Source organism: Nocardia aegles, assembly GCF_052545135.1.
Genome location: NZ_JBQWRI010000004.1, coordinates 14,903 through 40,957 on the forward strand (window position 1 = coordinate 14,903; position 26,055 = coordinate 40,957).

Annotated in this window: 31 protein-coding genes; 10 read left to right on the forward strand and 21 right to left on the reverse strand. The window is 67.4% G+C overall.

Translation table 11 applies throughout. The features are described 5' to 3' along the window. Position 1: 1 nt before the first annotated feature. Positions 2–601: a class I SAM-dependent methyltransferase gene (locus ACT89H_RS13455; protein ID WP_445108929.1), complete on the reverse strand. Its 600-nt coding sequence runs from the start codon at positions 599–601 to the stop codon at positions 2–4. Between the two features lie 47 nt (positions 602–648). Continuing rightward, positions 649–3,609, reverse strand: a complete 2,961-nt coding sequence (locus tag ACT89H_RS13460) for an acyl-CoA synthetase (RefSeq protein ID WP_445108930.1) — start codon at positions 3,607–3,609, stop codon at positions 649–651. A gap of 254 nt (positions 3,610–3,863) precedes the next feature. Here ACT89H_RS13460 and ACT89H_RS13465 point away from each other — a divergent pair, with 254 nt between their 5' ends. The 5 genes from ACT89H_RS13465 to ACT89H_RS13485 all read left to right on the forward strand — a co-directional run bounded on the left by ACT89H_RS13465 (position 3,864) and on the right by ACT89H_RS13485 (position 6,905). Next, entirely contained in the window at positions 3,864–4,013 is a 150-nt protein-coding gene (locus tag ACT89H_RS13465) for a hypothetical protein (protein ID WP_445108931.1), read from the forward strand. Beyond that, positions 4,010–4,585 (forward strand): isopentenyl-diphosphate Delta-isomerase, encoded by a 576-nt coding sequence (idi, locus tag ACT89H_RS13470; protein ID WP_445108932.1) that lies wholly within the window; start codon positions 4,010–4,012, stop codon positions 4,583–4,585. The genes ACT89H_RS13465 and idi overlap by 4 nt, the downstream gene beginning before the upstream one ends. A 235-nt stretch (positions 4,586–4,820) precedes the next feature. Further along, positions 4,821–5,171, forward strand: a complete 351-nt coding sequence (locus tag ACT89H_RS13475; protein ID WP_445108933.1) for a hypothetical protein — start codon at positions 4,821–4,823, stop codon at positions 5,169–5,171. A gap of 84 nt (positions 5,172–5,255) precedes the next feature. Next, positions 5,256–5,636, forward strand: a complete 381-nt coding sequence (locus tag ACT89H_RS13480; RefSeq protein WP_445108934.1) for an antibiotic biosynthesis monooxygenase family protein — start codon at positions 5,256–5,258, stop codon at positions 5,634–5,636. A gap of 99 nt (positions 5,637–5,735) precedes the next feature. Beyond that, complete coding sequence (locus ACT89H_RS13485) at positions 5,736–6,905, forward strand: serine hydrolase domain-containing protein (RefSeq protein WP_445108935.1); 1,170 nt, start codon at positions 5,736–5,738, stop codon at positions 6,903–6,905. Positions 6,906–6,923: 18 nt separating this feature from the next. Here the strand turns inward: ACT89H_RS13485 and ACT89H_RS13490 are convergent, their stop codons facing one another. The 10 genes from ACT89H_RS13490 to ACT89H_RS13535 form a co-directional block, all read right to left on the reverse strand. Beyond that, a complete protein-coding gene (locus ACT89H_RS13490) occupies positions 6,924–7,247 on the reverse strand; it encodes a DMT family transporter (protein ID WP_445108936.1) in 324 nt (107 codons plus the stop codon). A 222-nt stretch (positions 7,248–7,469) separates the two neighbouring features. Continuing rightward, positions 7,470–8,879, reverse strand: a complete 1,410-nt coding sequence (argH, locus tag ACT89H_RS13495; protein ID WP_445108937.1) for an argininosuccinate lyase — start codon at positions 8,877–8,879, stop codon at positions 7,470–7,472. Positions 8,880–9,376: 497 nt separating this feature from the next. After that, on the reverse strand, positions 9,377–10,579 hold the full coding sequence (locus ACT89H_RS13500; protein WP_445108938.1) for an argininosuccinate synthase: 1,203 nt from the start codon (positions 10,577–10,579) through the stop codon (positions 9,377–9,379). A 260-nt stretch (positions 10,580–10,839) separates the two neighbouring features. Beyond that, the gene (locus ACT89H_RS13505; RefSeq protein WP_445108939.1) at positions 10,840–10,971 is read right to left on the reverse strand and encodes a hypothetical protein; all 132 of its coding nucleotides are present in this window, start codon (positions 10,969–10,971) and stop codon (positions 10,840–10,842) included. 163 nt (positions 10,972–11,134) lie between these two features. Continuing rightward, positions 11,135–11,722 (reverse strand): nuclear transport factor 2 family protein, encoded by a 588-nt coding sequence (locus ACT89H_RS13510; RefSeq protein ID WP_445108940.1) that lies wholly within the window; start codon positions 11,720–11,722, stop codon positions 11,135–11,137. 154 nt (positions 11,723–11,876) lie between these two features. Continuing rightward, positions 11,877–12,293, reverse strand: a complete 417-nt coding sequence (locus tag ACT89H_RS13515) for a nuclear transport factor 2 family protein (RefSeq protein ID WP_445108941.1) — start codon at positions 12,291–12,293, stop codon at positions 11,877–11,879. Between the two features lie 64 nt (positions 12,294–12,357). Further along, on the reverse strand, positions 12,358–13,110 hold the full coding sequence (locus tag ACT89H_RS13520; protein ID WP_445108942.1) for an SDR family NAD(P)-dependent oxidoreductase: 753 nt from the start codon (positions 13,108–13,110) through the stop codon (positions 12,358–12,360). An 81-nt stretch (positions 13,111–13,191) separates the two neighbouring features. Then, entirely contained in the window at positions 13,192–13,623 is a 432-nt protein-coding gene (locus ACT89H_RS13525) for an Rrf2 family transcriptional regulator (protein WP_445108943.1), read from the reverse strand. Between the two features lie 138 nt (positions 13,624–13,761). Beyond that, positions 13,762–14,181 carry a type II toxin-antitoxin system VapC family toxin gene (locus ACT89H_RS13530; RefSeq protein WP_445108944.1) on the reverse strand — a complete coding sequence of 140 codons (420 nt, stop codon included), beginning with the start codon at positions 14,179–14,181 and terminating at the stop codon, positions 13,762–13,764. Beyond that, a complete protein-coding gene (locus ACT89H_RS13535) occupies positions 14,178–14,420 on the reverse strand; it encodes a type II toxin-antitoxin system prevent-host-death family antitoxin (RefSeq protein WP_445108945.1) in 243 nt (80 codons plus the stop codon). The genes ACT89H_RS13530 and ACT89H_RS13535 overlap by 4 nt, the downstream gene beginning before the upstream one ends. Before the next feature lie 129 nt (positions 14,421–14,549). On the opposite strand from ACT89H_RS13535, the gene ACT89H_RS13540 reads away from it, so the two are divergent. Together ACT89H_RS13540 and ACT89H_RS13545 are read left to right on the forward strand one after the other, a co-directional pair. After that, on the forward strand, positions 14,550–14,843 hold the full coding sequence (locus ACT89H_RS13540) for a hypothetical protein (protein ID WP_445109353.1): 294 nt from the start codon (positions 14,550–14,552) through the stop codon (positions 14,841–14,843). Then, complete coding sequence (locus ACT89H_RS13545; protein ID WP_445108946.1) at positions 14,840–15,259, forward strand: type II toxin-antitoxin system VapC family toxin; 420 nt, start codon at positions 14,840–14,842, stop codon at positions 15,257–15,259. The genes ACT89H_RS13540 and ACT89H_RS13545 overlap by 4 nt, the downstream gene beginning before the upstream one ends. A gap of 159 nt (positions 15,260–15,418) precedes the next feature. Here ACT89H_RS13545 and tyrS read toward each other — a convergent pair whose 3' ends face one another. The 3 genes from tyrS to ACT89H_RS13560 all read right to left on the reverse strand — a co-directional run bounded on the left by tyrS (position 15,419) and on the right by ACT89H_RS13560 (position 18,195). Beyond that, positions 15,419–16,456: a tyrosine--tRNA ligase gene (gene tyrS, locus ACT89H_RS13550; RefSeq protein ID WP_445108947.1), complete on the reverse strand. Its 1,038-nt coding sequence runs from the start codon at positions 16,454–16,456 to the stop codon at positions 15,419–15,421. A 336-nt stretch (positions 16,457–16,792) separates the two neighbouring features. Then, positions 16,793–17,506 carry a creatininase family protein gene (locus ACT89H_RS13555; RefSeq protein WP_445108948.1) on the reverse strand — a complete coding sequence of 238 codons (714 nt, stop codon included), beginning with the start codon at positions 17,504–17,506 and terminating at the stop codon, positions 16,793–16,795. Next, positions 17,506–18,195 (reverse strand): NsdA family TPR-like regulatory protein, encoded by a 690-nt coding sequence (locus ACT89H_RS13560; protein WP_498049533.1) that lies wholly within the window; start codon positions 18,193–18,195, stop codon positions 17,506–17,508. The genes ACT89H_RS13555 and ACT89H_RS13560 overlap by 1 nt, the downstream gene beginning before the upstream one ends. A gap of 105 nt (positions 18,196–18,300) precedes the next feature. Here ACT89H_RS13560 and ACT89H_RS13565 point away from each other — a divergent pair, with 105 nt between their 5' ends. The 3 genes from ACT89H_RS13565 to ACT89H_RS13575 all read left to right on the forward strand — a co-directional run bounded on the left by ACT89H_RS13565 (position 18,301) and on the right by ACT89H_RS13575 (position 19,793). Continuing rightward, the gene (locus ACT89H_RS13565; protein ID WP_445108950.1) at positions 18,301–18,663 is read left to right on the forward strand and encodes a hypothetical protein; all 363 of its coding nucleotides are present in this window, start codon (positions 18,301–18,303) and stop codon (positions 18,661–18,663) included. Further along, positions 18,654–19,148, forward strand: coding sequence for a hypothetical protein (locus ACT89H_RS13570; protein WP_445108951.1), 495 nt, complete (start codon positions 18,654–18,656; stop codon positions 19,146–19,148). Before ACT89H_RS13565 ends, ACT89H_RS13570 begins: the two co-directional genes overlap by 10 nt. Before the next feature lie 144 nt (positions 19,149–19,292). After that, complete coding sequence (locus ACT89H_RS13575; RefSeq protein ID WP_445108952.1) at positions 19,293–19,793, forward strand: hypothetical protein; 501 nt, start codon at positions 19,293–19,295, stop codon at positions 19,791–19,793. Positions 19,794–19,841: 48 nt separating this feature from the next. Here ACT89H_RS13575 and ACT89H_RS13580 read toward each other — a convergent pair whose 3' ends face one another. The 6 genes from ACT89H_RS13580 to argC form a co-directional block, all read right to left on the reverse strand. Further along, on the reverse strand, positions 19,842–20,357 hold the full coding sequence (locus ACT89H_RS13580) for an arginine repressor (RefSeq protein WP_051020632.1): 516 nt from the start codon (positions 20,355–20,357) through the stop codon (positions 19,842–19,844). Positions 20,358–20,465: 108 nt separating this feature from the next. After that, positions 20,466–21,410: an ornithine carbamoyltransferase gene (gene argF, locus ACT89H_RS13585; protein WP_445108953.1), complete on the reverse strand. Its 945-nt coding sequence runs from the start codon at positions 21,408–21,410 to the stop codon at positions 20,466–20,468. After that, a complete protein-coding gene (locus ACT89H_RS13590; protein WP_445108954.1) occupies positions 21,407–22,609 on the reverse strand; it encodes an acetylornithine transaminase in 1,203 nt (400 codons plus the stop codon). The genes argF and ACT89H_RS13590 overlap by 4 nt, the downstream gene beginning before the upstream one ends. Continuing rightward, positions 22,606–23,541, reverse strand: coding sequence for an acetylglutamate kinase (gene argB / locus ACT89H_RS13595; RefSeq protein ID WP_445108955.1), 936 nt, complete (start codon positions 23,539–23,541; stop codon positions 22,606–22,608). The genes ACT89H_RS13590 and argB overlap by 4 nt, the downstream gene beginning before the upstream one ends. Further along, positions 23,538–24,767 carry a bifunctional glutamate N-acetyltransferase/amino-acid acetyltransferase ArgJ gene (argJ, locus tag ACT89H_RS13600; RefSeq protein WP_445108956.1) on the reverse strand — a complete coding sequence of 410 codons (1,230 nt, stop codon included), beginning with the start codon at positions 24,765–24,767 and terminating at the stop codon, positions 23,538–23,540. The genes argB and argJ overlap by 4 nt, the downstream gene beginning before the upstream one ends. After that, positions 24,764–25,822, reverse strand: a complete 1,059-nt coding sequence (gene argC, locus ACT89H_RS13605; RefSeq protein ID WP_445108957.1) for an N-acetyl-gamma-glutamyl-phosphate reductase — start codon at positions 25,820–25,822, stop codon at positions 24,764–24,766. Before argC ends, argJ begins: the two co-directional genes overlap by 4 nt. Between the last annotated feature and the right edge of the window lie 233 nt (positions 25,823–26,055).

The window sequence follows — 26,055 nt, forward strand, 5'->3', positions numbered from 1 at the left end:
TTCACGCGGTGAGAACGTAGAGCTTCTCCCGCCCGCCGGCGATCAGGGACTTGCCAGCCACCCGCGGTCCGTACGCCGTGAAGAGCTCGTCCAGCGTCCGCTCGGTGAAGCGGTGCGCCCGCTCGCCGTCGCCCGCATCGGTGAAACGCTTGCCGATCGTGGCGAGGACCGGATTGTCGCTGGTGGCCAGATTGCGGACCGGCTCGGCGACGATCACCCGCTCGGTGGCCGCCGCGAGCATCCGATCGAGCAGCGGACGCGGCTCGGGGAGGAAGTGGTAGAGACTGGCCTGCATGATGACGTAGTCGGCCGCGGGGAGCGCGTCGCCGGAACGCAGGTTCCACACCCTGCCCCGCCCGCCGGCTTCGTTGACGCGCGCGACGAAGCGCTCGTTCAGATCGAGCCCGGTGTAGTCGACCGACTTGTGGCGCAAGTAGCGGGTGTAGAGCGTCGCGGGGCCGCAGCACAGATCCACCACGCTCGCCCCCTCCGGGACGAGCTCCGCGACAGCGCGATACCGAGCCGTGTAGTGCTTGCCGTACAACCCGCGCATCAGGACCTCGTAGACGGTCCTGTTGCGGTAAATGAGGCTCGTTCCCACAGGCACTCACTATGCCATCGGCCGGTGAATCCGGCGCTTCGGCAAGATCACCGGCGGCACTCACCCAGCAGCGTGCGGGCCTGGTCCTCGGTGAGGACCTCGTAGGCGTCCGAGGCCCGGTTGTACCACCAGGTGTCCGGTCCCGGCTCCGGCCGACCGGCCGCCTGCACCGCACGGGCGGACGGACGGTACGACGGGCTGCGCGGGATGTCGTCCACCACGTGCACCAGGTCGGGCCGCTGGTCCGGTTCCAGTACCCGCAACGCCTCGGTGACGTCCTTGGGGTCCAGGCGGAAGCCGTCGCGCACGCACACCGCGGCCACCGCGAGACAGTGGTCGCCGACGTCGAGCCCGTAGGTGACTTCCATGTCCACGGCGGTGATGTCGTTGAGCACGTCGACGATCGGCTGACCGAAGACCGGTCCGCGCCGGGTGTGGATCACCGTGTCCGTGCGGTCCATCAGCCAGTAGTCGCCGTCGCCGTCGCGGCGGAACAGATTCTCCGTCGGCATCCACGAGTCGCCCGCCGTGAAGACCCCGCGCAGGCCGCCCGCGGAGATGTCGGCGCCGTCGGACGCCTTGCCGATCAGCAGGCCCACCTCGTTGTCCGCGCAGCGGCGGGCGAAGCCGGATTCGTCGACCAGGATGCGTTCGGTGAGCGGATCGTAGGCGACCAGTTCCACCTTCGCCGTGCCGGGAACCGGCCTGCCTTTGCACCCGCGTTTCACCCCGGCCACGTTCGCCAGCACCACGTCGCCCTCGATGGAGGCGTAGTACTCCACCACGCGGGCGGGGGCGAATTGCTCGAGGGTGCGCCGCCACAGCCCCGCGGGCATTCCGGAGCCGATGAACAACCGGATCGGGTGGGTATGGCCGTCCGGGAACAGCTCCGCGTCGAGGATGTCGCGCAGCATGGTCCAGGTGTAGGTGACCACGGTGACGCCGTAGCGGTGCACCTCCTCGGCGAAGCGCTCCGGGTCCAGCGACCGGGCCAGCGAGATCCGGCTTCCGCCCGCGACCGCCCCGCCGAGACTGACCAGCAGTCCGGACGAATGATGCAGCGGGGCAAGGCAGTACACCGTGTCCCTGCGATCGAGATCGGCCGTGGTCGCGGTGCCGAACGCCGACAGCGCCCAGCGGTGGTTGGTGATGTACTTCGTCTCCAACCGCTCGCCGGTGCCGGTGACGAGCACGAACGCCAACTCCCGCGCCAGGCCGGGGTCGGGCCGGTACCAGGCGGGTATCCGCACTCGCGCCGAGTCGATCTGCTCGAGGTCGATCAGGCGGTCGCTGGTGGGCAGCGCCAACTCGCGGGTGTCGCCACCGCCGAGCACCAGCACCCTGGCGTCGGTCGCGGCGGCCTGCCGCAGGTTCTCCGGGTCGCAGACCAGTGTCTCCACGCCGGTGAGCTCGATCGCGCTGCCCAAGTCGCTGTTGGGGGCGAGCAGCACCGCTACCGCGCCCAGCCGCGACAGCGCCGCGACGGAGGCCAGCGCGCTGGGCCGGGTCTCCATCACCACGCCGACCCGCATGGCCGGGCGCACGCCCACGGAGATGAGGCCGCGCACCACGTTGTCGATGCGCTCGTTGACCGCCGCGTTGGTGTACACCCGGTCGTCGAACAGGAACAGGTCCCGCTGCGGCGCGCGCCGCGTCTGCTCGGCCAGCAACCGGCCCAGCGATATCCGAGTATGCGGCTGGATCATGCCCAGGCGGGCCAGCCTCGGCAGAGCCCGCGCCGCCTCACCGGCCAGCTCGACAGATCCGCGCACCGTGCTGTTCGCGATGCCTTCGAGCGCCTTGCCGACGCCGGTGCCCGCCTCGGCCAGCGTCGCGACGGTGTGCACCATCCGGGTGGCCGCCGAGCGGGGGCGATTGGTCGCCACGTGCTCGGTCATCGGCACGATCTCCGGGGGCAGCGGCTGGTCGCCGTTCATCCATTCCACCCACTGCCGCACCAGCGGCCAGGTGTGTTTGCTGGCCATGCTGCCTGCCACCAGGCCGAAGTGGCCCGCGACCAATGTCGCCTCGTAGACCTCCGCGTTCGGCGCGGCCCGCACGATGCCGCGCACCGCGGCGGGCTGCCCGATGTCGTCGACCTCGCCGACGAACGCCAGGATCGGGCATTTCAGCTCGGCCAGCGAGATCGGGTGATCGCGGATGACGAAACCGCCGAGCATCAGCCGGTTGTGCGCGACGAACTGCTTGAGCAGATCCGCCGCGGCCGGGCCCGCGTAACCGACCCAGCCTTCGCTGTTGAGGAAGCGGCGCTGGCGCTCCTTCGGCAGCAGCGCCTCGCGGTCGTGCAGCTGGCGCAGGAAATCGATCCTGGACTTGGCCGTCTTCACCGGATCGAGCAACTGGAACCCGATGCGCACCATGGAGTCGGTGATCGGCAGCCGGGTGACCACGTGATCGGCCAGGAAGTCGGCGACGTCGGAGACCATGCCGTAGGGCAGTCCGAACGGCATGCCCGCGACGATGTCGACCGGGCTGCCGAAGGTCACGATGCTGTCCACGCCCTTGCCGTACCGGTAGGCGGCGGTCTGGTAGGCGAACATGCCGCCCTGCGAGTAGCCCATCAGGTGCACGCCGCTGCCGGTGGCCTCGTTGACGGTGTCGATCGCGCTGTCGACGGCCAGCACGTGATCGGCGAGGTCGCGCTGCCAGCCGCCCTCCTCGCTGGCCGGCGAGCCGAAGTCCACCACCCAGCAGTCGACGCCGCCGCGGTGCAGGATCCCGACGGCGCCCTCTTCGGCGTTCACGTCCCAGATGTCGGCGTTCACCATGAGTGGCGGGACCAGCACGGCCACCGGGCGGCCCGGGGTCGGATCGTCGGGGAAGTAATGCCGGAGCCGGTACATGCGCCTGCGTTCCACCACCTCGAACGGCGAGGACGCGACGTCTGGGGTCAGTCCGCCGAAGCGGATGACCTCCAGGCCGTTCTGCGCGGTCGCCAGCAACCGCTGCACCGAGCCCACCAGAACCTTCGCATTCAACTTCACCATCGCTCCTGGCCCTACCCTAGAACGTGACACGCATCACAATGACGTGTTCAGGCGAGCTTCCCACACCACTTGTCCATTATGGGTCCGCTGTGACACGTCACAGTCGCCGTGTGGGCTCTCGGACGGCCACGTATCGACCCGGGAACATTCCGTGGCGGCAACCCCCGCCTCCGGCACCCGGATAGTTCAGCGCCATCGGTGGGCCAAGGGTCCCCGCCACCGGTTCCCGCGCGAACAACCTGGCGCCCATCGCCGTGACCGAACTCACCGCGGCGACCATCCCGTACTGGGAGTTGCGCACGAGATCCGAGCTCGCCACGGGGGTCGAGACGCCGTTCCTGACCGCATACCGGGAGGGGAGCTTCCACTACCTGCTCATCGCCGCCGATAAGGTGTGCAGGTGACCGACACCCTCGCCCAGCCGTCCACCGACCGCGAGACCCTGCCCGTCGAGCTCGTCGACGACGCGGGCCGCGCGGTCGGCGCGTGCACGGTCGCCGAGGCACACCTGGCCCCGGGACGACTGCACCGCGCGTTCTCCGTCCTGCTGTTCGACTCGGCGGGCCGGGTGCTCTTGCAGCAACGCGCGGCGGTCAAGACCAGGTTCCCGTCGCTGTGGGCCAACACCTGCTGTGGCCACCCCGCACCCGGCCAACCCGTCGCCACCGCGGCGGGGCTGCGGCTGGCCGAGGAAATGGGTCTGACGAACGCGCTCACCGAGGCCGGGGTCTACCGTTATCACGCGGCGGATCCGCTCACCGGCCGCGTCGAGTCCGAATGGGATCACGTTCTGATCGGGCGGCTCGACATCGGCGCCCCTCGGCCGGATCCGGCCGAGGTCGCCGACGTCGCCTGGATCCAACCGGACGCGCTCCGCGACGCACTGGCGGATAACCCCGATGTCTACACCCCCTGGCTGGCCGGTGTCCTCGACGTCGCCGAGCGCGCGCACGGCACGGGAACATCGGCGTACTGATCCGATTTGGCCGGCCCGAGGCAGCCGAACACAACCGCCACCTGCCCGCAGCTGCCGCGATCCGGCCCGTTCGAGACAGCCGCGCCGCTTTCCGGCCGGGAGTATCGATAGATGCGCATATCCCTGTAACGACATGGACCGATACTGAGAGAACTCATAGGAACGGCACAGGTTGTGACCAGGACCGTTCCGCATCGTTGGAGTTGTACGAATTCGCGGTGAGATGAGGTGCGTGATGGTCGAATTCGAGGTCACCGGAACGACGGTGACGGTGCACGTGCTCGGTGCGCATCAACTGCTGGCGCTGCGCGACCACCTGACCTTCGACTTGTCCGCCATCACGGCGCTCGGCATGGCCGGCGTCGACCGCCGCCCGCCGTGGGTGCGCACCCCTGGCACGTTCTTCCCCGGCGTGATCGCGGCCGGGACTTTCCGCGGCAAGGGCCGCAAGGAGTTCTGGGACACCCGCTTCGACGGACACGCCATCCGTATCGACTTGGCCGGCGCCGATGTCACACGGCTCGTGGTCGACGTGGCCGACCCGGACACCGAGTTGCGCAACCTCGCCACCGCCGTGGCCGCCTGACCCCGAAACATCCACTCATTGTGACGGTCGACACATTTACGCTAGACTCCGCGGAGATCGTGATCGACTGGTGTGGAGGCACAGATGCACGTGGCGCTCTTTTGGGGCAAGGTCAATCCGAAGTGGCAGAACGAAGAATACGCCGCGATCGGTGCACGAATGTTCGAGTGCGCGTCGTCGATGCCGGGCTTCGTCGCACTACACCGGTTCGACGTGCCCGACGGGCGCGAACTGGCCATCGCGTACTTCGAGACCGAGGAGCAGATGCTCAACTGGTACAACCATCCCGAGCACCGTGCCGTGGAAGTGCTGGGGCGGCGCGAAATCCTCGACGACTACACGATCGAGATCTTGGAGATGACGCGCTCGTACACCAAGGCCTCCTCGATATTCCAGGCGAGCGCCGATGACGAACGTGCCGCCGAACAACTGCTCACCAGTTTGCAGCAGAACACCAGCTCGTAGCCGCAATACCCCGTGGTCCTCGCCGTCGGACCCGATTCCGGTTCACCTCGCTGTGCAGGGTCCTCGGCGAACCCGCTGATCAACAGACACAGGGTTCCGATGACAGTTTCGGCAGGGCAGTTCGTAGATCGCCGCTTCGCGCGATTGGTGGCGGAGTTCGACCGGTTGTTCCGGCGTCCGTCCGACGGCGGCGGCGCGCTGGCGGTCTACTTGCACGGCGAGCCGGTGGTCGACGTCTGGGCCGGATACGCGCATCCGGAGGTGCCGTGGGCGCACGACACCGTTGCGATGGCGTTCTCGACCGGCAAGGGGATCGCCAGCACACTGGTGCATCGTCTGGCCGAGCGCGGTCTGATCGACTACGGCGAGCCGCTCGCGACCTACTGGCCGGAGTTCGCGGCGGCGGGCAAGGAGCGCATCAGCGTGCGGGCCATGCTGACCCACCGGGCGGGGCTGCATCGCTTGCGCGGGCTGCTGCCCGGCCCGGTCGAGCGCTTCTTCGACGACGCCGCGGTCACCGCGGCGCTCGCGGCCGCCGCACCCGATCCGCGGCACAAGGTGACCAGCGGCTACCACGGCATCACCTACGGGCACCTCGCCGCGGAGCTGGTGCGCCGGGTGACCGGAACGGACTTCACCGAAGTGCTGCGCAGCGAGATCGCACAACCGCTCGCGGCCGAGGAACTCTGGTTCCGAGTCCCGGCTTCCGAGCGCGGGCGCATCGCCACCAACTTCCCGCGGCTGACGGTCGCGGGGATGAGCTGGGAGCGCGGCTCCCGGATGCTCGCCCGCACCCGTTTCGCGGCCGCAGCCGACACCACCCCGGTGGGGTTCGCCGAGCTGGTGGCCGATCCACGCCTGCACGATTCGGTGATGCCCGGCCTCAACGGCGTGTTCTCCGCCCGCGCGCTGGCCCGCGTGTACGGCGCGCTCGCCAACGGTGGACAACTGGACGGCTACCGGCTGCTGCGCCCGGACACCATCGAGCGGATCACCCGGCGGCAGGTGTTCACCCCCGACTACGTGCTGGCCTTCCGCATTCCCTGGGCCCTCGGTTATCACGGCGTGCCGATGAAGCCGTCCAAGGCCGAACCGATCTCGGCCTTCGGCCATTTCGGCCTCGGCGGCTCCGGCGGTTTCGCCGACCCGGCGACCGGGATGTCGCTCGGCTTCGTCACCAATCGCCTGGGCAGCCGGCTCACCCCGCTCGGCGACGCGCGCCTGGCGCGGCTGGGCGCGCTGGCCCATAACCTCGCCAGAACCGCCTGACCTCGCCTGCCCGGAGAGTCAGTGCGCGCCGCCGAGTTCCAGGGCCAGCACGCCGAGTATCACCAGCCCGACTCCGCCGACCTGCACGAGGGTGAGCCGCTCGTTCAGGAACAGCACGCCGATCAGCGCGATCGCGGCGACGCCGGCCGCCGACCAGATGCCGTAGGCCACCCCGATCGGCATCCCCCGCTTCAATGCCTGGGCGAGGAAGAAGAACGCCGCGCCATAGCCGACGACCACCACGATCGAGGGGACGAGTTTGGTGAATCCGTCGGACAGTTTCAGTGAAACCGTCGCGGTCACCTCGCAAGCGATGGCCAAGGCGAGCAGCAACAAGGTCATCTTCGCAGCCTAGTCAAAACTGAGTAACGCACACCGGCCCGGGCCGCGCACGATCTGAACGTAGGACGCCGTGCGCGAGGTGCTGGACGCGACCGCGTCGGCCGGCTCCAACGCGAATTCGCTGGAGCCCTGGTCGGTTACACGCGCATCGCGGCGACGCCCCGCGCCATCGCGCATTTGTCCGGCACGTGGTTCCGCGACCGGCGAAGACGACCGCCGTTCTCAGTCCAGCCAGGCCCGCGCCGCGGCCGCCGCTGCGCGCACCTCCGCCAGCTGCGCCGCGACCTGGACGCCGGCCGTGCCGCCGCGGGCACTGCGGGAGGCGATGGAGCCCTGGACGGTGAGCACCTCGCGCACCTTCCCGGTCAGCGCCGGGTCGATCGCGGCGAACTCCTCGTCGGTGAGGGCTTCCAAGCCGACACCGCGCGCTTCGGCGGCACGCACGCACGCGCCCGCCGCCTCGTGCGCGACCCGGAACGGAACACCCTGTCGCACAAGCCATTCGGCGATATCGGTGGCGAGCGTGAAACCGGCGGGCGCGAGTTCGGCCATGCGATCGGTGTGGAAAGTCAGTGTCGAGACCAAGCCGGCGATGGCCGGCAGCAGCAGTTCCAGTTGCGCGACCGAGTCGAACAGGGGTTCCTTGTCCTCTTGCAGGTCACGGTTGTAGGCCAGTGGTTGCGCCTTGAGGGTGGCCAGCAGGCCGGTGAGATTGCCGATCAGCCTGCCCGCCTTGCCGCGGGTCAGCTCGGAGACGTCCGGGTTCTTCTTCTGCGGCATGATCGACGAGCCGGTCGACCAGGCGTCGGCCAGCGTGACATAGCCGAATTCCGGTGTGCTCCAGACGATCACCTCTTCGGCCATCCGGCTCAGGTCGACGCCGATCATGGCCAGCACGAACGCGGCCTCGGCGGCGAAGTCCCGCGCCGAGGTGGCGTCGATCGAATTGGCGGCGGCCGCGTCGAAATCCAGGTCCGCCGCGATCGCCTCGGGGTCGAGTCCGAGCGAGGAGCCCGCCAGCGCGCCGGAACCGTAGGGCGACACCGCCGCGCGGCGATCGAAGTCACGCAGCCGGTCGAGGTCGCGCAACAGCGGGTGGGCGTGCGCGAGCAGATGATGGGCCAGCAGCACCGGCTGCGCCGCCTGCAAGTGGGTCTTGCCGGGCATCACCGCATCCGGATGCGCGGCAGCCTGCCCCACCAGCGCGTCGACCACGCCGAGCACGCCCGCGGCCACCCGGCGCACGCCGTCGCGCAGCCACATCCGGAACAGCGTGGCCACCTGGTCGTTGCGCGAACGCCCCGCCCGCAACCGGCCGCCGAGCTCGGCGCCGACCCGTTCGATCAGGCCACGTTCCAGCGCGCCGTGCACGTCCTCGTCCGACTCGGCCGGGGCGAACGCGCCGGAGGCCACATCCGCTGCGAGGCGATCGAGCCCGTCGAGCATGCCGGACAGGTCGGTGTCGGAGAGCAGCCCGGCCTTGTGCAGCACCCGCGCGTGCGCCTTCGACGCGCGGATGTCGTAAGGAGCCAGCGCCCAGTCGAAGTGCGTCGACTTGCTCAGCGCGGCCATGGCCTCGGCCGGTCCGGAGGCGAATCGCCCGCCCCAGAGCGCACCTTGGTTCGTGCTCATGCTGTTCCGCCTCTCCGGGTATTCAGGCCGTACCAGTTGGGTGGGTGGTCGGTTTGCGTTCAGGTCCTGCGTTGGGTGACCGTCGGGTCTTGGGCGTTCCCGGTGAGTTACCCATGTTCTTGCGAGATCAGTTGGTGCGTTGATTCGCGAGATCAGTTGGTGCGTTGATTCGCGAGATCAGTTGGTGCGGTGATTCGCGAGATCAGTTGTTCGTTGGTTTGCGGGATCAGTTGTCGCGTTGGCCCGAGAAACCAGTTGTCGTGTTGGTCCAGTGAGGTCGAATGCTGCGTTCGCGCTCGACGCGACTGGGCCGCTGCGTGGTTGCTCGACGTCATCGGCCGGACGCGGCCTTGCTCGCCGGGCCGAAGCGCTCGCAGGCTGCTTTCGGGTGGCGCACTGCTGCCTTGTTCAGCCCACTCCGAACGCGACTCGAGACTACGACCTTGTAGGAGCTGTCGGCGTGCCGGCGCTCGTTGCGGCACCGGCACGCCGAGTGCCTACTTCTGGTTCAGGTCGCGGCGGGCGGCGACCTTGGAGGACAGGCCGTGGATCTGGACGAAGCCCTTGGCCAGGGACTGGTCGAAGGTGTCGCCCTCGTCGTAGGTGGCCAGGTTGAAGTCGTAGAGCGACTGCTCCGAGCGGCGGCCGTTGACGACGGCGGAGCCGCCGTGCAGCACCATCCGGATGTCGCCGGAGACGTGCTGCTGGGTGTCGAGGATGAAGGCGTCCAGCGCGCGCTTGAGCGGGGAGAACCACAGGCCGTCGTAGGCCAGCTCGCCCCAGCGCTGCTCGACCTGCCGCTTGTAGCGGCCGAGTTCGCGCTCGATGGTGACGTGCTCTAGGGCTTGGTGCGCGGTGATCAGCGCGATGGCGCCCGGCGCCTCGTAGATCTCCCGGCTCTTGATGCCGACCAGGCGGTCCTCGACCATGTCCAGCCGGCCGATGCCCTGGCGGCCCGCGCGGTGGTTCAGCTCGACGATCGCTTCCAGCACGCTGACCTGGCGGCCGTCGATGGCCACCGGCACGCCCCTGTCGAAGGTGACGATGAGTTCGTCGGGAGCCTCGAAGTTGACGGTCGGGTCGGAGGTGTAGTCGTAGACGTCCTTGGTCGGGGCGTTCCACAGGTCCTCGAGGAACCCGGTCTCCACCGCGCGGCCCCAGACGTTCTGGTCGATGGAGAACGGCGACTTCTTGGTGACGTTGATCGGCAGCGAGTTCTCCTCGGCGAAGGCGATGGCCTTCTCCCGGGTCCAGGCGTAGTCGCGGACCGGGGCGATCACGTTCAGGTCGGGCGCGAGCGCGCCGATGCCGACCTCGAAGCGGACCTGGTCGTTGCCCTTGCCGGTGCAGCCGTGCGCGACGGTGCTGGCGCCGTGGAACTTGGCGGCCTCGACCAGATGCTTGACGATCAGCGGGCGGCTGATCGCCGACACCAGCGGGTACTGGCCCATGTACAGCGCGTTGGCCTGGATGGTGGGCAGGCAGTACTGATCGGCGAACTCGTCGCGCGCGTCCACCACGATCGCCTCGACGGCGCCGCAGTCCAGCGCGCGTTGGCGCACCACGTTCATGTCCTCGCCGCCCTGGCCCAGGTCGATGGCCACGGCCACCACCTCGGCGCCGGTCTCCTTGCCGATCCAGCTGATCGCGACGGAGGTGTCCAGCCCACCGGAGTAGGCGAGTACGACGCGCTCGGACATGTTCTGTGTGCTCCTCGATGGTTCAGTAGATGTATCAGCAGTATGGCGGGTGTCCGGGCGGTGGGAACGGCCCGGCCCCGACACCTCGAGACCAGCCGCGGCGGGCCCGCGTCGTTCTGCAAATGATTATGCACGACGATGCAAGCCCATTCACAATCGGGGTAGCCTCCGTGGTCACAGCTTCCTCAGCGTGGCCCGATCCTCGGACTGCCAGTACCGATAGTCCTCCCATCCGTTGGCGTCGAACAGAACCTTGGGGCTCATGCCTCGATACTTCCGTCCTCGGTCAGCGGGCGCGGTTCGACCAGGCCGAAACACCCCGCCACCCGGGCGGTCACCGCCTCGAATTCCCGCTCCCACGCCCCGACGTCTACTCTGTCCGTGACGGCCACCCCGCGACATCCTGGAATACAAGCCGGACATGCTCGCACGGTGGCCACCCAGCATCGGCATCGACAAACCGAAACACCCAGCCATGCAAGCCATCTCACACCACCAGCCAACCGTCCGCGATAGCGGCGCTACACGCCGCCATCACGAACTAAGACTGGAGTACTAGATGCTGTCGCTCACCGACTTACCCCAGTCCACGCCGTCGGTGTGCGTACTGGCGAAATCCGGATCCTCGTAGATGTGAACCCTCTTGATGCGTTCACCTTCGAACTCGAATACGTTACAGAACAGTCCGAAGGATGAGACTCCGTCTGGAAATGCCACACCCGATGTCGTCTTCCCCTTCACCGCCCCCTCGATTACCACATATTTTCCGGACGACAGCACGATGAAACCGGGGATGTCGTGTTCAATCGCCGAAATTCCCCTGCCGAGACCCTGCGCGAACGCCCCGATCTGGTCCTTCCCGGTGGCGAATCCAAACTTCGGAAAAAACATCTGGGCGTCGTCGGTGAAAAGATCCAAGACAGACGGGTCTACAGCGTCCACCAAACGGAAATAGTTGATAGCTGCCTCTTCGCGCGCTTTCTGGAGATCACTACTGTCGTGCATGTTTGCTCCCGATGTGCGGTTGGCGCAGCGCTTTCCGCTGCGCAACGTATGCATTTCTGTGCCGCCCGACACGCACTTCCCGAGTGTGGCGACCGTGACGGCGACTGTCCACGGACGGCCCGGGCCGATCGAGTCCATCGTGTGGGGTGAAAGCGGGCCGATTCCCGCCTTCGGCCCTGGCCGATATCAACTACCCAGAGCGAGCCGGGATGCCGTACGGCCCAACATCAGGCCGATGGACACCCCGTGCCTGGGGCGGTTTGCGGGAGACGCCATGGACCCTTTTCCGCTCTCAGTCGGTGTTGAACGCCTGGTCGACGCTGAGTGTGTCCTCGTAGAGGTGCATGCGGACGATCGCGCCGTCTTCGACCACCAGGTGCATGGCCGACGGGGTGGTGAACTCCTTGCCGGTGGCCGCGGCGGTGTGCGTGAAGACCCCAAGCAGCATCACCTCACCGCCGTCGACGATGATCCGCTCCAGCACGACCTTGCTCGTGCCGGGTACGAAGTGCGGCCACATCGTGGTGAAGTACGGCGCGACTTCCTCCCGGCGGGTACGGCGGCCGGTCCAGGGCAGTTCGTCGTTGCCGGGGACGTGCCAGTCGATGTCTGCCGCGAACAGTTCCTGGATGGCGTCCTGGTCCTGCCTGCCGAGGCGCTCCACGAACTGCTCGGCCACTGCCCGTGAGGTCTGGGTATCTGTTGTCATTGTGCTTGTCCTGGTCTCTCGTATGTGTGGGTGGGCGTGTCTCGCATGCGCCCTCACGTCACCTCTAGAGCTGGGTGACGCCGCCGTCGACGAGCAGTTCCGCACCGGTAGTGAAGGAGCTGTGGTCTCCGGCCAGGTAGAGGGCGGCGGCAGCTACCTCGTCGGGACGACCGGCGCGGCCGAGCGGGGTCGGTGCGACGGATCCGGCCACCGCGGACTGATCGCCATGCGGGAACGCGGCCCGCAGCTCGTCAGCGCCGGGGGTCTCGACGGGGCCGGGAGTGAGGGCGTTGACCCGGATCCCGCGGCCGGCCAGTTCGGCGGCCCAGGTGCGGGCGAGGCTGCGGATCGCGGCCTTGGTGGCGGCGTAGACACCAAGGCCCGGGGTGGCCCGCAGGGCCGCACTGGAGGACAGCAGCGTCACCGAGGCGCCGGCCAACAGCAGGGGCAGGGCCTTTTGGACGGTGAAAATCGTGCCCTTGAGGTTGATGGAGGTGGTCTGTTCGTACTCCTCCTCGGTGATCTTGCCGAGCGGACCGTAGTCCCCGACGCCGGCGTTGGCGACGACGATGTCGAGGCCGCCGCTGCGCTCAGTGATCTCGGCGAAGAGCCGGTCGAGGTCGTCGAGCCGCGACACATCGCTCTGGATGCCGATCCCGCGGCTGCCGACCTGCGCGACAGCGGTGTCCAGTTCGGTCTTGCGGCGGCCGGTCAGGTAGACCGTCGCTCCCTCGATGGCGAACCGGCGCGCGATGGCCAGACCGATGCCGGTAGAGGCGCCGGTTACCAGGGCGGTCTTGCCGTCCAGCTGTCCCATGGAATTCTCCGAATCTTCGAGATAACCATTTTGGTTACATTGACGGGCGCGAAACGCGCCACCACCGAGACCGGGGGTGGTCTAGGCGGTTTTGAGCACGTCCCGCAGGACGTCCTTCAGCGTGGTTCTCGCCAACTCCCTGCGGAGGGCGGCTTCGATCTCGTCGTAGACGGAGGTCAGCGCCGGTCCTATGCCGTGGCCCACGATGCACTCCGGGTCGGGCGTCGAGCGGTGCAGAGCGAAAATCGGCCCGGCGCCGATCGCGTCATGGACGTCGAGCAGGGTGATCGCCGCAAGGTCCCGGGAGAGCGTCCAGCCCGCTCCCGTACCTCGCCGCGAGTCAACGAGGCCGGCCTTGCGCAGCTCGGCCAGGAGGCGACGGATCACCACCGGATTGGTGTTAACGCTCGTCGCGATCTGCTCGGAGGTGGCGACCTCGTGACCGCGGCGCTGATACAGCCCTATCCATGTGAGGGCATGCGCTGCGATGGTCAACCTACTGTTGGCACTCACCTCGGACCTCCCTCGACTTTTCGACCTCGTCGTAACATTAGCAGTTACACCGACATGCGGCAAATTTCTGCAGGGCGAACCCGAGCCGAGCGCTTGGACGCGCACGCGGATCCGCTCAACCAACTGTGTCTATAACTCTCACGCATGCCAAGGATCGATTACGGGCACATCCATCGGAGCGAAGTCCTTCACATTCCGCGTCACCAGCGTCATGCCGTGTTCGCCCGCCGTAGCGGCGATCATGGCGTCACGCTCGGGACGCGGGTCCGGCACGTGCAGCCGCGCGACGCGACGCGCGACCGGCAGGTCGATTCCCAGAATTCGACCTGCGAACACATCGAGCACGTCGTCCTCCAACCACATCCGCAGCCGCTTTCCCTGCGTCGGGTCACGTCGTTCGACTCGGCCGATGCCGACCTCGATCTCCAGCACAGTGACGACGCTCAAATACAGCTCGGACGGCCTCCGCCCCGCTATCCAGGCCCGCACCGAAGGAGCCGCCGAACGAGAAGGTTTCCGCAGCTCACTGAGGACGTTGGTATCGAGCAGGAATGTCACAGCCGGGGGACCTTCAACTCGACAGCCAACTGCGCCGGATCGAAATCGATGTCGTCATCCTCCATGCTCAGCCGCTTCACAATGTCCTGACTGTCCGCGCGCAATTTCCGATACTCCTCGATAGATAGCAGCACGAACGCCTCGGACCCACGATCGGTGATCACGACCGGCCCCTCGCTTGCGGCGCGCTTGGCCGCACTGACGTCGCGATTGAACTCACGCGCACTCATCGTGGTCATAGACACCTCGCATGTAGGTACTTACCTACATTAGGATATCCCACGTCGGCGCGCCGGTCGATCGCGCGCTTCGCCGTCAGGCCATCCTGACGTGGCCGCACAAGTGATACCTTGCGGTATCATATATCCATGGCCATGACCCTCCGCCTCACCGACGAACAGACCGAGGCCCTACGCCGCAGGGCAGAGGTCGAACACCGGTCGATGCAACAGGTCGCCTTGGCCGCGATCGATTCATACGTGAACCAGCCGCCCACACCCGCGCGACGCCGAGCCGTACCGGTGGACGAGTTACTCGAGGCGTTCGCAGACCTCCCGCCGATGGATGCCGAACGATTCCGGGCCGACCAAGCCGAATACATCGACGATTCAGCCGACTTCGATGCCTACCTTCGAGCGCACCGCGCTGAGGAATCGGAATGACCTCGCGATATCTGCGCGGTCTCGGTGATACGAACATCCTGATTCACCTCGAACGACTACCCCGGGAAAAACTTCCCGGGGAGCTTCTGACAAGTGCGGTGACTCTTGCCGAGCTGTCGGCCGGTGTCCACCAAACCGATGATTCCGTCGAGCGCGGCCGCCGAATCGCACGTCTCCAACAGATCGAGGCCACATTCGACCCGCTGCCGTTCGACGCTGAGGCAGCACGTCAGTACGGCCTGATCGCGGCTGGTGTCGTCGCCATGGGGCGTAAGCCGCGGCGTCGGGAGGCCGATCTGATGATCGCGGCGGTGGCGGCCGCCAACCGGCTGCCGCTGTTCACGACGAACCCGGATGACTTCCAGGGGACCGACACCGTGCTCACCGTTGTTCCAGTACCCCGGCCAGGAACATAGATCACCCAGTCCACGAGGTGGACGTACCGACCGGAAGCAGCCGCGGGATCTTCAGCTCGACGGACAAGTGAGCTGGGTCGAAATCACTCTCGACATCCTCCATACTCAACCGCTCCACGATGCCTCGACTCTCCTCCATCGCACTGAGTTGCACCGGGGTCAACCTGACACACCGAGTGTGGGATTCGATGGTGCGGGCAGGTCGCCGCCGCTGCCGACCAGCGCCTGGCCGGAGCCACGCACCCGCCGCATCGTTTCCGCACCGTGGACCAAGGCGGTGACGTCCTCGGCAAGCGCGCGCTGCGCCTCTCGTTGAGCGGGCCGCTCCCGAGTGGCCTCCTCGAGCGCCGCGATCTCGTCCAGGTCGCGGAAGGTGAAGATTTTCAGATAGTCAGCGACCTTGGCGTCCTCGGCGTTCAGCCAGAACTGGTAGAACGCATCCGGCGAGGTCATATCCGGGTCGAGCCAGATCGCACCGCCTTCGGTCTTGCCGAACTTGGTGCCGTCGGCCTTGGTGATCAGCGGCGTGGCCAAGACGTGCAGGTTTATTCCCTCGACGCGGTGAGTCAGGTCAGCACCTGCGGTCAAGTTGCCCCACTGGTCGGATCCGCCGGTCTGCAATGTGCATCCGTATCGGCGGTAGAGCTGGTAGAAGTCCATACCCTGTAACAGCTGGTAGGAGAACTCGGTGAAACTGATCCCGGCCTCGCTGTCGAGTCGCGCCGACACCGCCTCCTTCGCGAGCATCCGGTTCACCCGGAAATGTTTGCCGACACCGCGAAGTAAGTTGATGGCCGACATCGGTGAAGTCCAGTCCAGGTTGTTCACCACTACGGCGGCATTCTCACCGTCGAAAGACAGAAACCGCTCCACCTGACTGCGGATTCGCGCGACCCAGGCCGCCACAGTGTCGTGGTCGTTGAGCACCCGTTCACCCGACATGCGTGGGTCGCCGATGAGCCCGGTTGCTCCGCCCACCAGCGCGATCGGCTTGTGCCCGAAGTCCTGCAGGCGGCGCATCGTCAGCAGTTGCACCAGGTTGCCGATGTGCAAACTCGGTGCCGTCGGGTCGAACCCGCAGTAGTAGGTCACCGGGCCGGCCGCGAGAGAAGCGCGCAGCGCCTCCTCATCGGTGGACAGCGCCACGAGCCCGCGCCAAGCGAGCTCGTCGAGGGCATTGGCCCAAATCTGGGTCACGACTGCAAAGTCCTCTCGGTAGCCGGGGCCTGCGGTGTGGGTCGCTGCGACTCGTCGCACACGACATCGACGCGGCCGGACGAAATACTGGGATCTGCAACCTCGCAACCATCCGACGGAACGGTTGCCACGCCGACACGAGTGTAGGGATCACCGGCACTCCCGCGGATCGGACGGTGGTGCGGAAAGCTGCGCGTCTACTTCCTCTTGCCTCCATCCCCTCAGCACCGAGACTCACACCCTCTCCCCCATCGCCCGCAGCGCCATTATGACGGTTCCCTGGGGCGGCTGCGGGAAGTGCAGTGCTAGGCAACGAAGCAGACTTGGAGACAGAAACTACCCTCCTGCCTCTGCGCAGGAAATCAGCGCAAAGTATGCACCGAACGACTTCGTCAGGGCGTCGAGCGCCGCCTTCCCTTTGACGTCGGTCGCTGCCGAGGGTCGTCCGATGATTCCGCTGGATGTGTATGCGGACATGCCGAGCAGTTGGAGGTGCGAACGGTCGGACGCCTCGTGATCCGCATGCTGGAACGATGGCCGCACCAGATCCGGTCTGGCGTGCAGCAGAATCGACGTCTCGAGTTCGCCACCGTGCATGTCCTCGTGTGATCCGGTGTCCATTCCGGCGGCTTCCCGGGCCCGGTTCCAGTCCTCCCGGCCGGGATAGACCACGACGTTGCGGCCGGTGGCGTTGGCTTCCTGGGCGACATTGCCTAAGACGTAGTTTCCGCCGTGGGCGTTGACCAATACGAGCGTGGTGATGCCGGATCGGTCGAGTGAGCGACGGATGTCGCTGATGACGGCGATCAGGGTAGCCGGGCTGAGGCTGACAGTTCCGGCGAATGTCTCGTGCTCGTGTGAACAGGAGATCGTCAGCGGCGGCAGGAGCAGGAGCGGGTAGTTCTCGGCGAGCTGCCGCGCGATCAGGCAGGCGATGACGGTGTCGGTGATGAGCGGTAGATGGTCGCCGTGTTGCTCGAAACTGCCGACGGGCAGCACCGCGACGCGGGCGGCGGCGTCGGCGACATCGGTCGAACTGGCAGTGGTCATCAACTCCACCCGAGGCTCCTACCGTGTCGAGTTCGTGCACGTTGTGCGGTGCGTACCTGGTGGGTCAACTCCCGCGCGGCACTGGTCTGGCCCGCAGCGTGCAGTACGGTCGCCGTGGCGCGCAGCTGATCGAGCGTGCGGTGAGACCCGGTGTCGGCGACGATGCCGGCCGCATAACCCGCGATCTCCACCGCCTCCGACCACGAACCTACTCCTGCGTGCGCGGTGGACAGCCGGGCCAGTCCCATGCCTAGATCGCGGCGGCCGTCCGCACTCCAGTCGCTCATCCGCTGTTCCAAGATCACCAGCGCTTGCTCAGGGTGTCCGAGTTCGATCCAGCACTGCGCAGCCTCCATTGCCACATATGCAGGTGAGCAGTAGCCAGCGAGATCGTCCGGGTCCTCGACCGGCTCGGCCGCCGCTTCCGCCGCCCGGGTGAGCGCATCGACACACGTCATGACGTCGGCGCGCTCGCCTGATCGCGCGCGTGCCGCATAGACGTTCGCCTGCTGGCGCAGCAGGACAGCGCGCTGTTGTGGAGTGAGGGCATCCGCGCGCAACAGTGCTTGTTCGATGAAATGTATTGCGTTGGAGAGCTTCCCGGCGTCGCCGGCGATATTGGAACTCCGCATCAACACGTAGGCCTGGAACTGGACATCGTCGGTGGCCTCGGCATGCGTGAGGGCGATTTTGGACCAGGATTCCTGAACCTACTCACCGAATACATTCGAAAGAACGGGGTCATCGAAGTGGGCGCGATCTACTAGCCACCCTTCAAGGCGGTCGCACTGGGAATGTCTCTGGGGCTGACCAACATCAAAGAAAAGACCTACCAAGAATTACGGAAAGCGTACCCCGATCAATTCGGTTCGATCCCCTGGGCGCGGGTTCAGTACGATGACTCGGTGGCGATCAAGGCGGCAGCATACACTCTGAAACGAATTCGGGAGCAGTACAGTTCGCATGTCCCGGCCCAGATGAAAGAGAAGTACAACAACAACGATTTCATGGCCGCCGGATACAATTCGGAGTTGGCCATGAAGGATTATCTTAAGCAGGCAGAACTCGGCCCGCAAGTCAAGAAATACCTCCAAATGAACGAGGGATCGTACGCGAAAGCTTCCAAATTGATCGATGGAGCCTACACATGTCGATAGCCCAACGGATGCGTCAGCTCGGGCGCTTCACCGGATTAGGCATCCTTGCCGTCTGCATAATCGTCCCGGTCGGCCTCGTCGTCCTGGTCATCGGCGGCATGATCCGTAAGCATCTGGATCCGCCCCTGGAGTTGCGGCATGCTTCCGCAACCGAAGTGACCGGATACGAAACAGTCTCCACCGAAAAGAAGTATCTCGGCGGCCTGCTCGTTTCGAAGATTTTCATCGGCCCCGTAGTCGACCGACCACAGGACCGTATAATCTCCCCCGGCGCGGTCCTCGAGGAAATCGGCAGACCGGGCCGGCCCGGCGAGTATTGGCTGGTCTATGGTGACTACCCAGACGGTTGTCACATCAGCGTCGATCGCGTGGACGGCGGAGACCCACTACGTACAGTCGACAAGCTTTCGGACACCCAACGCGACGAAGTATCGCGTGGTGAAAAGCTGGTACTGATTGCCCAATTCACATGCGGGGAGGGTTAGCAACCTTTAAGTGGCCGTCCAGTCGCCCCTGTTCGTTCGCTGCCATCCCATCGCTGTCCTGTCCAGATGGGGACGGCGGCTTACAGTCCCATATGAACGAGGGCTCGTACGCGAGAGCTTCCGAATGATCGATGGAGCCTACACATGTCGATAGCCCAACGGATGCGTCAGTTCGGGCGATTCACCGGATCAGGCATCCTCGCCATCTGCATCATCGCACCGGTAGGCCTGGTCGTCCTGGTCGTCTGGGGCGCGATCCGTCAGAAGCTGGACCCGCCCCCGGAGATGCGGCATGCCTCCGCTACCGAAGTGACCGGATACGAAACTGTATCCACCGAAAAGGAGAATCTCGGTATCTTGGTCGTATCGAAGGTCTTCATCGGCCCCGCGGTCGACCGACCACAAGACCGCATAATCTCCCCCGGTGCGGCATTACGGGAAAAGAGCGGTAGCCCTCTTGGCCCAGCAGGTTCCTACTGGCTGGTCTACGGTAATTACGCGGACGGTTGTCACATCAGCGTCGATCGCGTGGTCGGCGGAGACGCACTACGCACAGTCGACAAGCTGTCGGACACCCAACGCGACGAAGTATCCCGCGGCGAAAAACTGGTACTGGTCACGGAATTCACGTGCGGGAAGGGATAATCCCACCCCGGCATCGTCGAAATCGAGACCGGCAGGCGGGCGAGCCGCTCAGGCCAGCTGTTCGATCTTCGCGGCCACCTCGGCCCCGGTCAGCGGCTCGCGCGCGATGACCGCGATAGTGTCGTCACCCGCGATAGTGCCGACGATGTACGGCAGGGCAGCGCGGTCGAGGGCGCTCGCCAGGTAGTGCGCCGCGCCCGGTGGGGTGCGCAGGACCGCGATGTTGCCGCTGGCGTCGGTGGAGACCAGCAGATCGCCGAGCAGTTTGGACAGCCGGTCGGTGCCGCCGGTGACGCCGCGGACGGGGCTGCCGTCCTCGGGCACCACGTAGACGCCCGCGCCGCCGTCGGCGGCGCGCAGTTTCACCGCACCCAGTTCGTCCAGGTCGCGCGACAGCGTCGCCTGGGTGGTCTCGATGCCCTCGGCCGCCAGCAGCGCCGCCAGCTCGGTCTGGCTGCGCACCGCGTGCGCGGACAGCAGTTCGATGATGCGGGACTGCCGCCCGGCGCGGGTGCGTGCGATGGCGGGTCCGCTTCGTCCCGATTCCGACTGCGAGACGCTCACGACCGTGCCTCACTGGGGCGTGGGCTCGTCGTACGCGGCTGAGCGATGAGCTCTCGGCGCGCTCGCCGGCACTCCCTCACCGCCGCACCTCGCTGGGCTCTGAACCGCTCACACCGAGCCCCCGGATCGTCGCTCCAGCAGCCAGACCAGCAGCGCCTTCTGCGCGTGCAGACGGTTCTCCGCCTCGTCCCACACCACGCTGTGCGGCCCGTCGAGCACCTCATCGGTGACTTCTTCGCCGCGGTGCGCGGGAAGGCAGTGCAGCACAACCGCATCCGGCTTGGCGTGGGCGAGCAGATCGGCGTTGAGCTGGAACGGACGGAACGGGCTCACCCGGTCCAGGCCGTCGTTCTCCTGTCCCATGGAGGTCCAGGTGTCGGTGACCAGGGCGTCGGCGCCCCAGGCGGCGGCGACCGGGTCGCCGGTCACCGTGACGGTGGCGCCGGTCTCGGCGGCCCGCTTGCGTGCGGCCTCCACCACCCACGGCTGCGGCTCGAAACCGGTGGGCGCGGCGATGGTCACGTTCAGACCCGCTGTGACGCCGCCGAGCAGCAGCGAATGCGCCATGTTGTTGGCGCCGTCGCCGAAGTAGGCCAGTTCGCGGCCGGTCAGATCGCCCTTGTGCTCGGCGAGGGTTTGCAGGTCCGCGAGCACCTGGCAGGGATGGAACTCGTTGGACAGCGCGTTGACCACCGGCACGGTCGCGGTGGCGGCCATCTCCTCCAGCCGGGACTGCTCGAAGGTGCGCCACACGATGGCGTCCACGTATCGGGACAGTACCCGGCCGGTGTCGCCGAGCGTCTCCTCCCGGCCCAGCTGGGTGTCGCGGCCGTCGACGACCACGGCGTGACCGCCGAGCTGGGCGATGCCCATCTCGAAGGAGAACCGGGTGCGGGTGGAGTTCTTCTCGAAGATCACGCCGACGCCGCGGGGGCCGTCGAGCGGGCGCCGCGCGAACGGCGACTTCTTGAGTTCGGCCGCCAGGGCGAGGATCTCGGCCTGCTCGGCCGGGCTGACGTCGTCGTCACGCAGGAAATGCCGCACGGAAGTCATTGCGCCGCAGCTCCTTTCGCATCCGCGAGCGCCGCGTCGAGGATTCCCGGCAGGTCGGCGACGAAATTATCGGCCTGGGTCTCGGTGAGCACCAGCGGCGGCGCCAGCCGGATCACGTCGGGCTTGGGCGGGTTGACCAGGTAGCCCGCCTCCCGCGCGCGCGTCTCGACGTGCGCGGACACTTCGTCGGTGAGCACGATCCCCAGCAGCAGGCCCGCACCGCGCACCCGATCGATGAGCGGATGCTGGAGCTGCTCGATGCCGTCGCTGAGCCGCTTGCCGACCGACTCGACGTGCGCGAGCAGATCGGTCTCGTCGATGGTGCGCAGCACCGCTAGCGCCGCCGCGGCGCATACCGGATTGCCGCCGAAGGTGGTGCCGTGCATGCCGGGGGTGAGCAGATCGGCCGCCCGCCCGGTGGCCAGCACGGCGCCGATCGGCAGTCCGCCGCCGAGACCCTTGGCCAGGGTGATCACGTCCGGCACGATGCCGACGGCCTGGTGGGCGTAGAACTTCCCGGTGCGGCCGATGCCGGTCTGCACTTCGTCGAGCACCAGCAGCGCACCCTCGCGCGCGGTGATTTCCCGTGCCTTGGCCAGGTAGTCCAGCGGCGGCACCACCACACCGCTCTCCCCCAGCATGGGCTCGAGGAAGACCGCGGCGGTGTCCTCGTCCACCGCGGCCTCCAGCGCCGCGGCGTCACCGTAGGGCACGTGCACGACGCCGGGCGGCATCGGTTCGAACGGAGTCCGTTTGGACGGCTGCCCGGTGAGGGCGAGCGCGCCCATGGTGCGGCCGTGGAAGGCCTCCTCGCAGGCGACGATCTTGGACCGCCCGGTCAGCCGAGCGATCTTGAACGCCGCCTCGAGGGCCTCGGCGCCGGAGTTACAGAAGAACGCCCGGCCCTCGCCGTCGCCGAAGTGCGCGAGCAACCGCTCGGCCAGCTCGACGACCGGCTCGCTGACGTACAGATTCGACACGTGCCCGAGCGTGCCGAGCTGCTGGGTGACCGCCTCCAGGATCGCCGGGTGGGCGTGCCCGAGGCTGTTGACGGCGATGCCCCCGAGGAAATCGACGTAGCGCTTGCCATCCGCGTCGTAGACCACGGCCCCCGCGCCGCGCACCAGCGCGACCTTCGGTGTGCCGTAGTTGTTCATCAGCGCGGCGGACCACCGCTGCTGCAGTTCAGCTGTGCTCATTGTTTCGTTCCGTTCGGTGCGCCGGACCCGTTCGGGATGAGCGGGGCGGGGGTCACCATCGTTCCGATTCCTTCTCCGGTGAACAGTTCCAGCAGCACGGCGTGCGGGACCCGGCCGTCGATGACATGCGCGGTGGGCACCCCGGCCGTCACGGCGCGCAAGCAGGCTTCCATCTTCGGCACCATGCCCGCATCCAGGCGCGGGAGCAACTCGGCGAGCGCGCCGGTATCGATGCTGGAGGTGAGCGAGGACCGGTCCGGCCAGTTCGTGTACAGACCCTCGACGTCGGTGAGCATCACCAGTTTCTCGGCGCCGATGCCCTCGGCCAGCGCCGCGGCGGCGGTGTCGGCGTTGATGTTGTGCACCACTCCGTCGGCGTCGGGCGCGATGGTCGACACCACGGGGATGCGGCCGGCGCCGATCAGATCCAGCACGGCATCCGGATTCACCTCGGTGACATCGCCGACCAGCCCGATGTCGGTGGGCTCGCCGTCCACCTCGACCGTGCGGCGGGTCGCGGTGAACAGCCCCGCGTCCTCGCCGGAGATGCCCACCGCGTACGGGCCGTGCGAGTTGATCAACCCGACCAGCTCGCGACCGACCTGACCGAACAGCACCATCCGCACCACGTCCATCACCTCGGGCGTGGTCACCCGGAAGCCGCCACGGAATTCGCCGTGCAGGCCGAGCTTTCGCAGCATCGCGCTGATCTGCGGTCCGCCGCCGTGCACCACCACCGGGTGCACGCCGACCGTGCGCAGGAACGCCATGTCGGCGGCGAAGGCCCGCTTGAGGTCGTCGTCGACCATGGCGTTGCCGCCGTACTTCACGACGACGATCTTGTCCCGGAACCTCTGCAACCACGGCAGGGCGTCGGCCAGGACGTGCGCCTTGTCGAGCGCCGAAAGCGTGTGCAGCACCTCGCTGGTCATGAGCTGTAGGCCGAGTTCTCTTCGACGTAACCGTGCGAGAGGTCGGTGGTGCGGATGGTCGCCCGCGCGGAGCCGACGTTCAGGTCGATCAGCACCTCGATGTCGGCGCCGGACAGATCGACCTCGCGTGCGCCGGGCGTGCCGACGCCATCGACGCACACCGGTTTGCCGTTGAACGACACCGAGATCCGGTTCGGGTCCAAGGTCACCGGCGCCATACCGACCGCCGCGAGCACCCGGCCCCAGTTCGGGTCGGACCCGAACAGCGCCGTCTTGACCAGGCTGTCGCGGGCGACGGTGCGCGCCGCGGCCACTGCCTCGTCCTCGGAGGCCGCGCCCGCGACGGTGACCAGCACCCGCTTGGTGACGCCCTCGGCGTCGGCCATCAGCTGGGCGGCCAGATCGTCGCAGACCGCGAGCACGGCGGCGTCCAGTTCCTCCTGGCTCGGGCTGACCTCGCTGGCGCCGTTGGCCAGCAGCAGCACGGTGTCGTTGGTGGAGCAGGAGCCGTCCACGTCGAGCCGGTCGAACGTGCGCGCGGCGGCGTTGCGCAGCGCGTGGTCGAGTTGATCGGCGGTCACCGCCGCGTCGGTGGTGAGCACCACCAGCATGGTCGCCAGCGACGGGGCGAGCATGCCCGCGCCCTTCGCCATGCCGCCGACGTTCCACTTGTCGCGGTGGTGGAACGCCGCCTCCTTGGGCACGGTGTCGGTGGTCATGATGGCCCAGGCGGCATCCGAGCCGCCGGAGAGGCCACCGCCCATCTCGTGCACGATCTCGGTGACGGCGGGGAGCAGCTTGTCCATCGGGAGCCGGTCGCCGATCAGCCCGGTCGAGCAGACCGCGATCTCCCCCGCCCCGGTCTCGGTGCCCCAATTGCTCAGCGCGGCGGCGAGTTCCTCGGCGGTCTTGTGCGTGTCCTGGAATCCGCCCGGACCGGTGCAGGCGTTGGCGCCGCCGGAGTTGAGGATCACCGCGCGCAACCGCTTGCCGGTCAGCACCTGCTGGGACCACAGCACCGGAGCGGCCTTCACCTTGTTGCGGGTGAACACGCCCGCGGCCGGGTACTCCGGCCCCTCGTTGAACACCAGCGCCAGGTCCGGCTTGCCGCTGGCCTTGATGCCCGCGGCGATGCCCGCCGCGCGGAAGCCGAGCGGTGCGGTCACGCCCTGGGTGCGGACCAGCTTGCCGCCGGCGGTGTCGGTGTCGGTGTCGGTCGACGTCACGGTGCCACTCCTACGGTGGAAAGTCCTTCGGTCTCCTCGAATCCGAGGGCCAGGTTCATCGATTGCACCGCGGCGCCCGCGGTGCCCTTGGTCAAGTTGTCGATCGCGCCGATCACCACGAGCAGGCCCGCGTCGGCGTCCACGGCCACCTGCAGGGTGACCGCGTTGGAGCCGAGCACCGACCCGGTCTGCGGCAGCACGCCTTCCGGCAGCAGGTGCACGAAAGGCTCGTCGGCATAGGCTTTTTCATAGACCGCGCGGGCCTGCGCGGCGTCGACGCGGGTCGGCGCGGTGCAGGTGGCGAGGATGCCGCGCGGCATCGGCGCGAGCACCGGCGTGAAGGACACCGTGACGTCCGTGCCGCCGGCCGCCCTGAGGTTCTGCGCGATCTCCGGGGTGTGCCGGTGCGCGCCCGCGATCCCGTAGGCCCGCGCCGAACCCATCACCTCCGAGCCCAGCAGCCCGATGTCCGGCTTGCGACCGGCACCGGAAGTGCCGCTCACCGCGACCACGTGCACGGTGGGCTGCACGATGCCCGCGGCGACGGCGGGAGCCAGCGCGAGGCTGGCGACGGTCGGATAGCAGCCGGGGACCGCGATCCGGGTCGCCGCGCGCAACTTCTCCCGGCCGCCGGGCAGCTCGGGCAAACCGTAGGGCCAGCTGCCCGCGTGCGGGCTGCCGTAGTATTTTTCCCAGGCCTCGGGGTCGGTGAGCCGGAAGTCGGCGCCGCAGTCGATGATCACAGTGGACTCGGGCAACTCGGCGGCGATGGCCGCGGACTGGCCGTGCGGCAGGCCGAGGAAGACCACATCGTGCCCGGCCAACTCGACGGCCGTGGTCGGCGCGAGCACCCGATCGGCCAGCGGCAGCAGATGCGGCTGCAACTCCCCCAGCGGAGTGCCCGCATTCGAACCCGCGGTCAGCGCCCCGATGACGAGGCGCCCGGTTCGGTAGGCCGGATGCCCCAGCAGCAGACGCAACACTTCGCCGCCCGCGTACCCGCTGGCACCGGCTACCGCGACCCGCACGACGGGTCCGCCCGAGGAATCAACCATGTGATGATTATGCATGATTATGCAAGCTCATTCACAGCCTGGTCGGCGGGCGCGGTCACGACCAGCGGATACCCGCCGCCTGACAGCATAAAACGGGTGGGCGGGCGGGATCGGTCGCGCACGACATGCCGCATCGGACCGCCGCAGGTCAGCGCAGTAGTTCGGGCGCGTGTCCAGCAGCCGGCATTCGAGCCCCCGGGGCGCGAGCGCGAAGCCTTCGGTCGCGTCGAGCA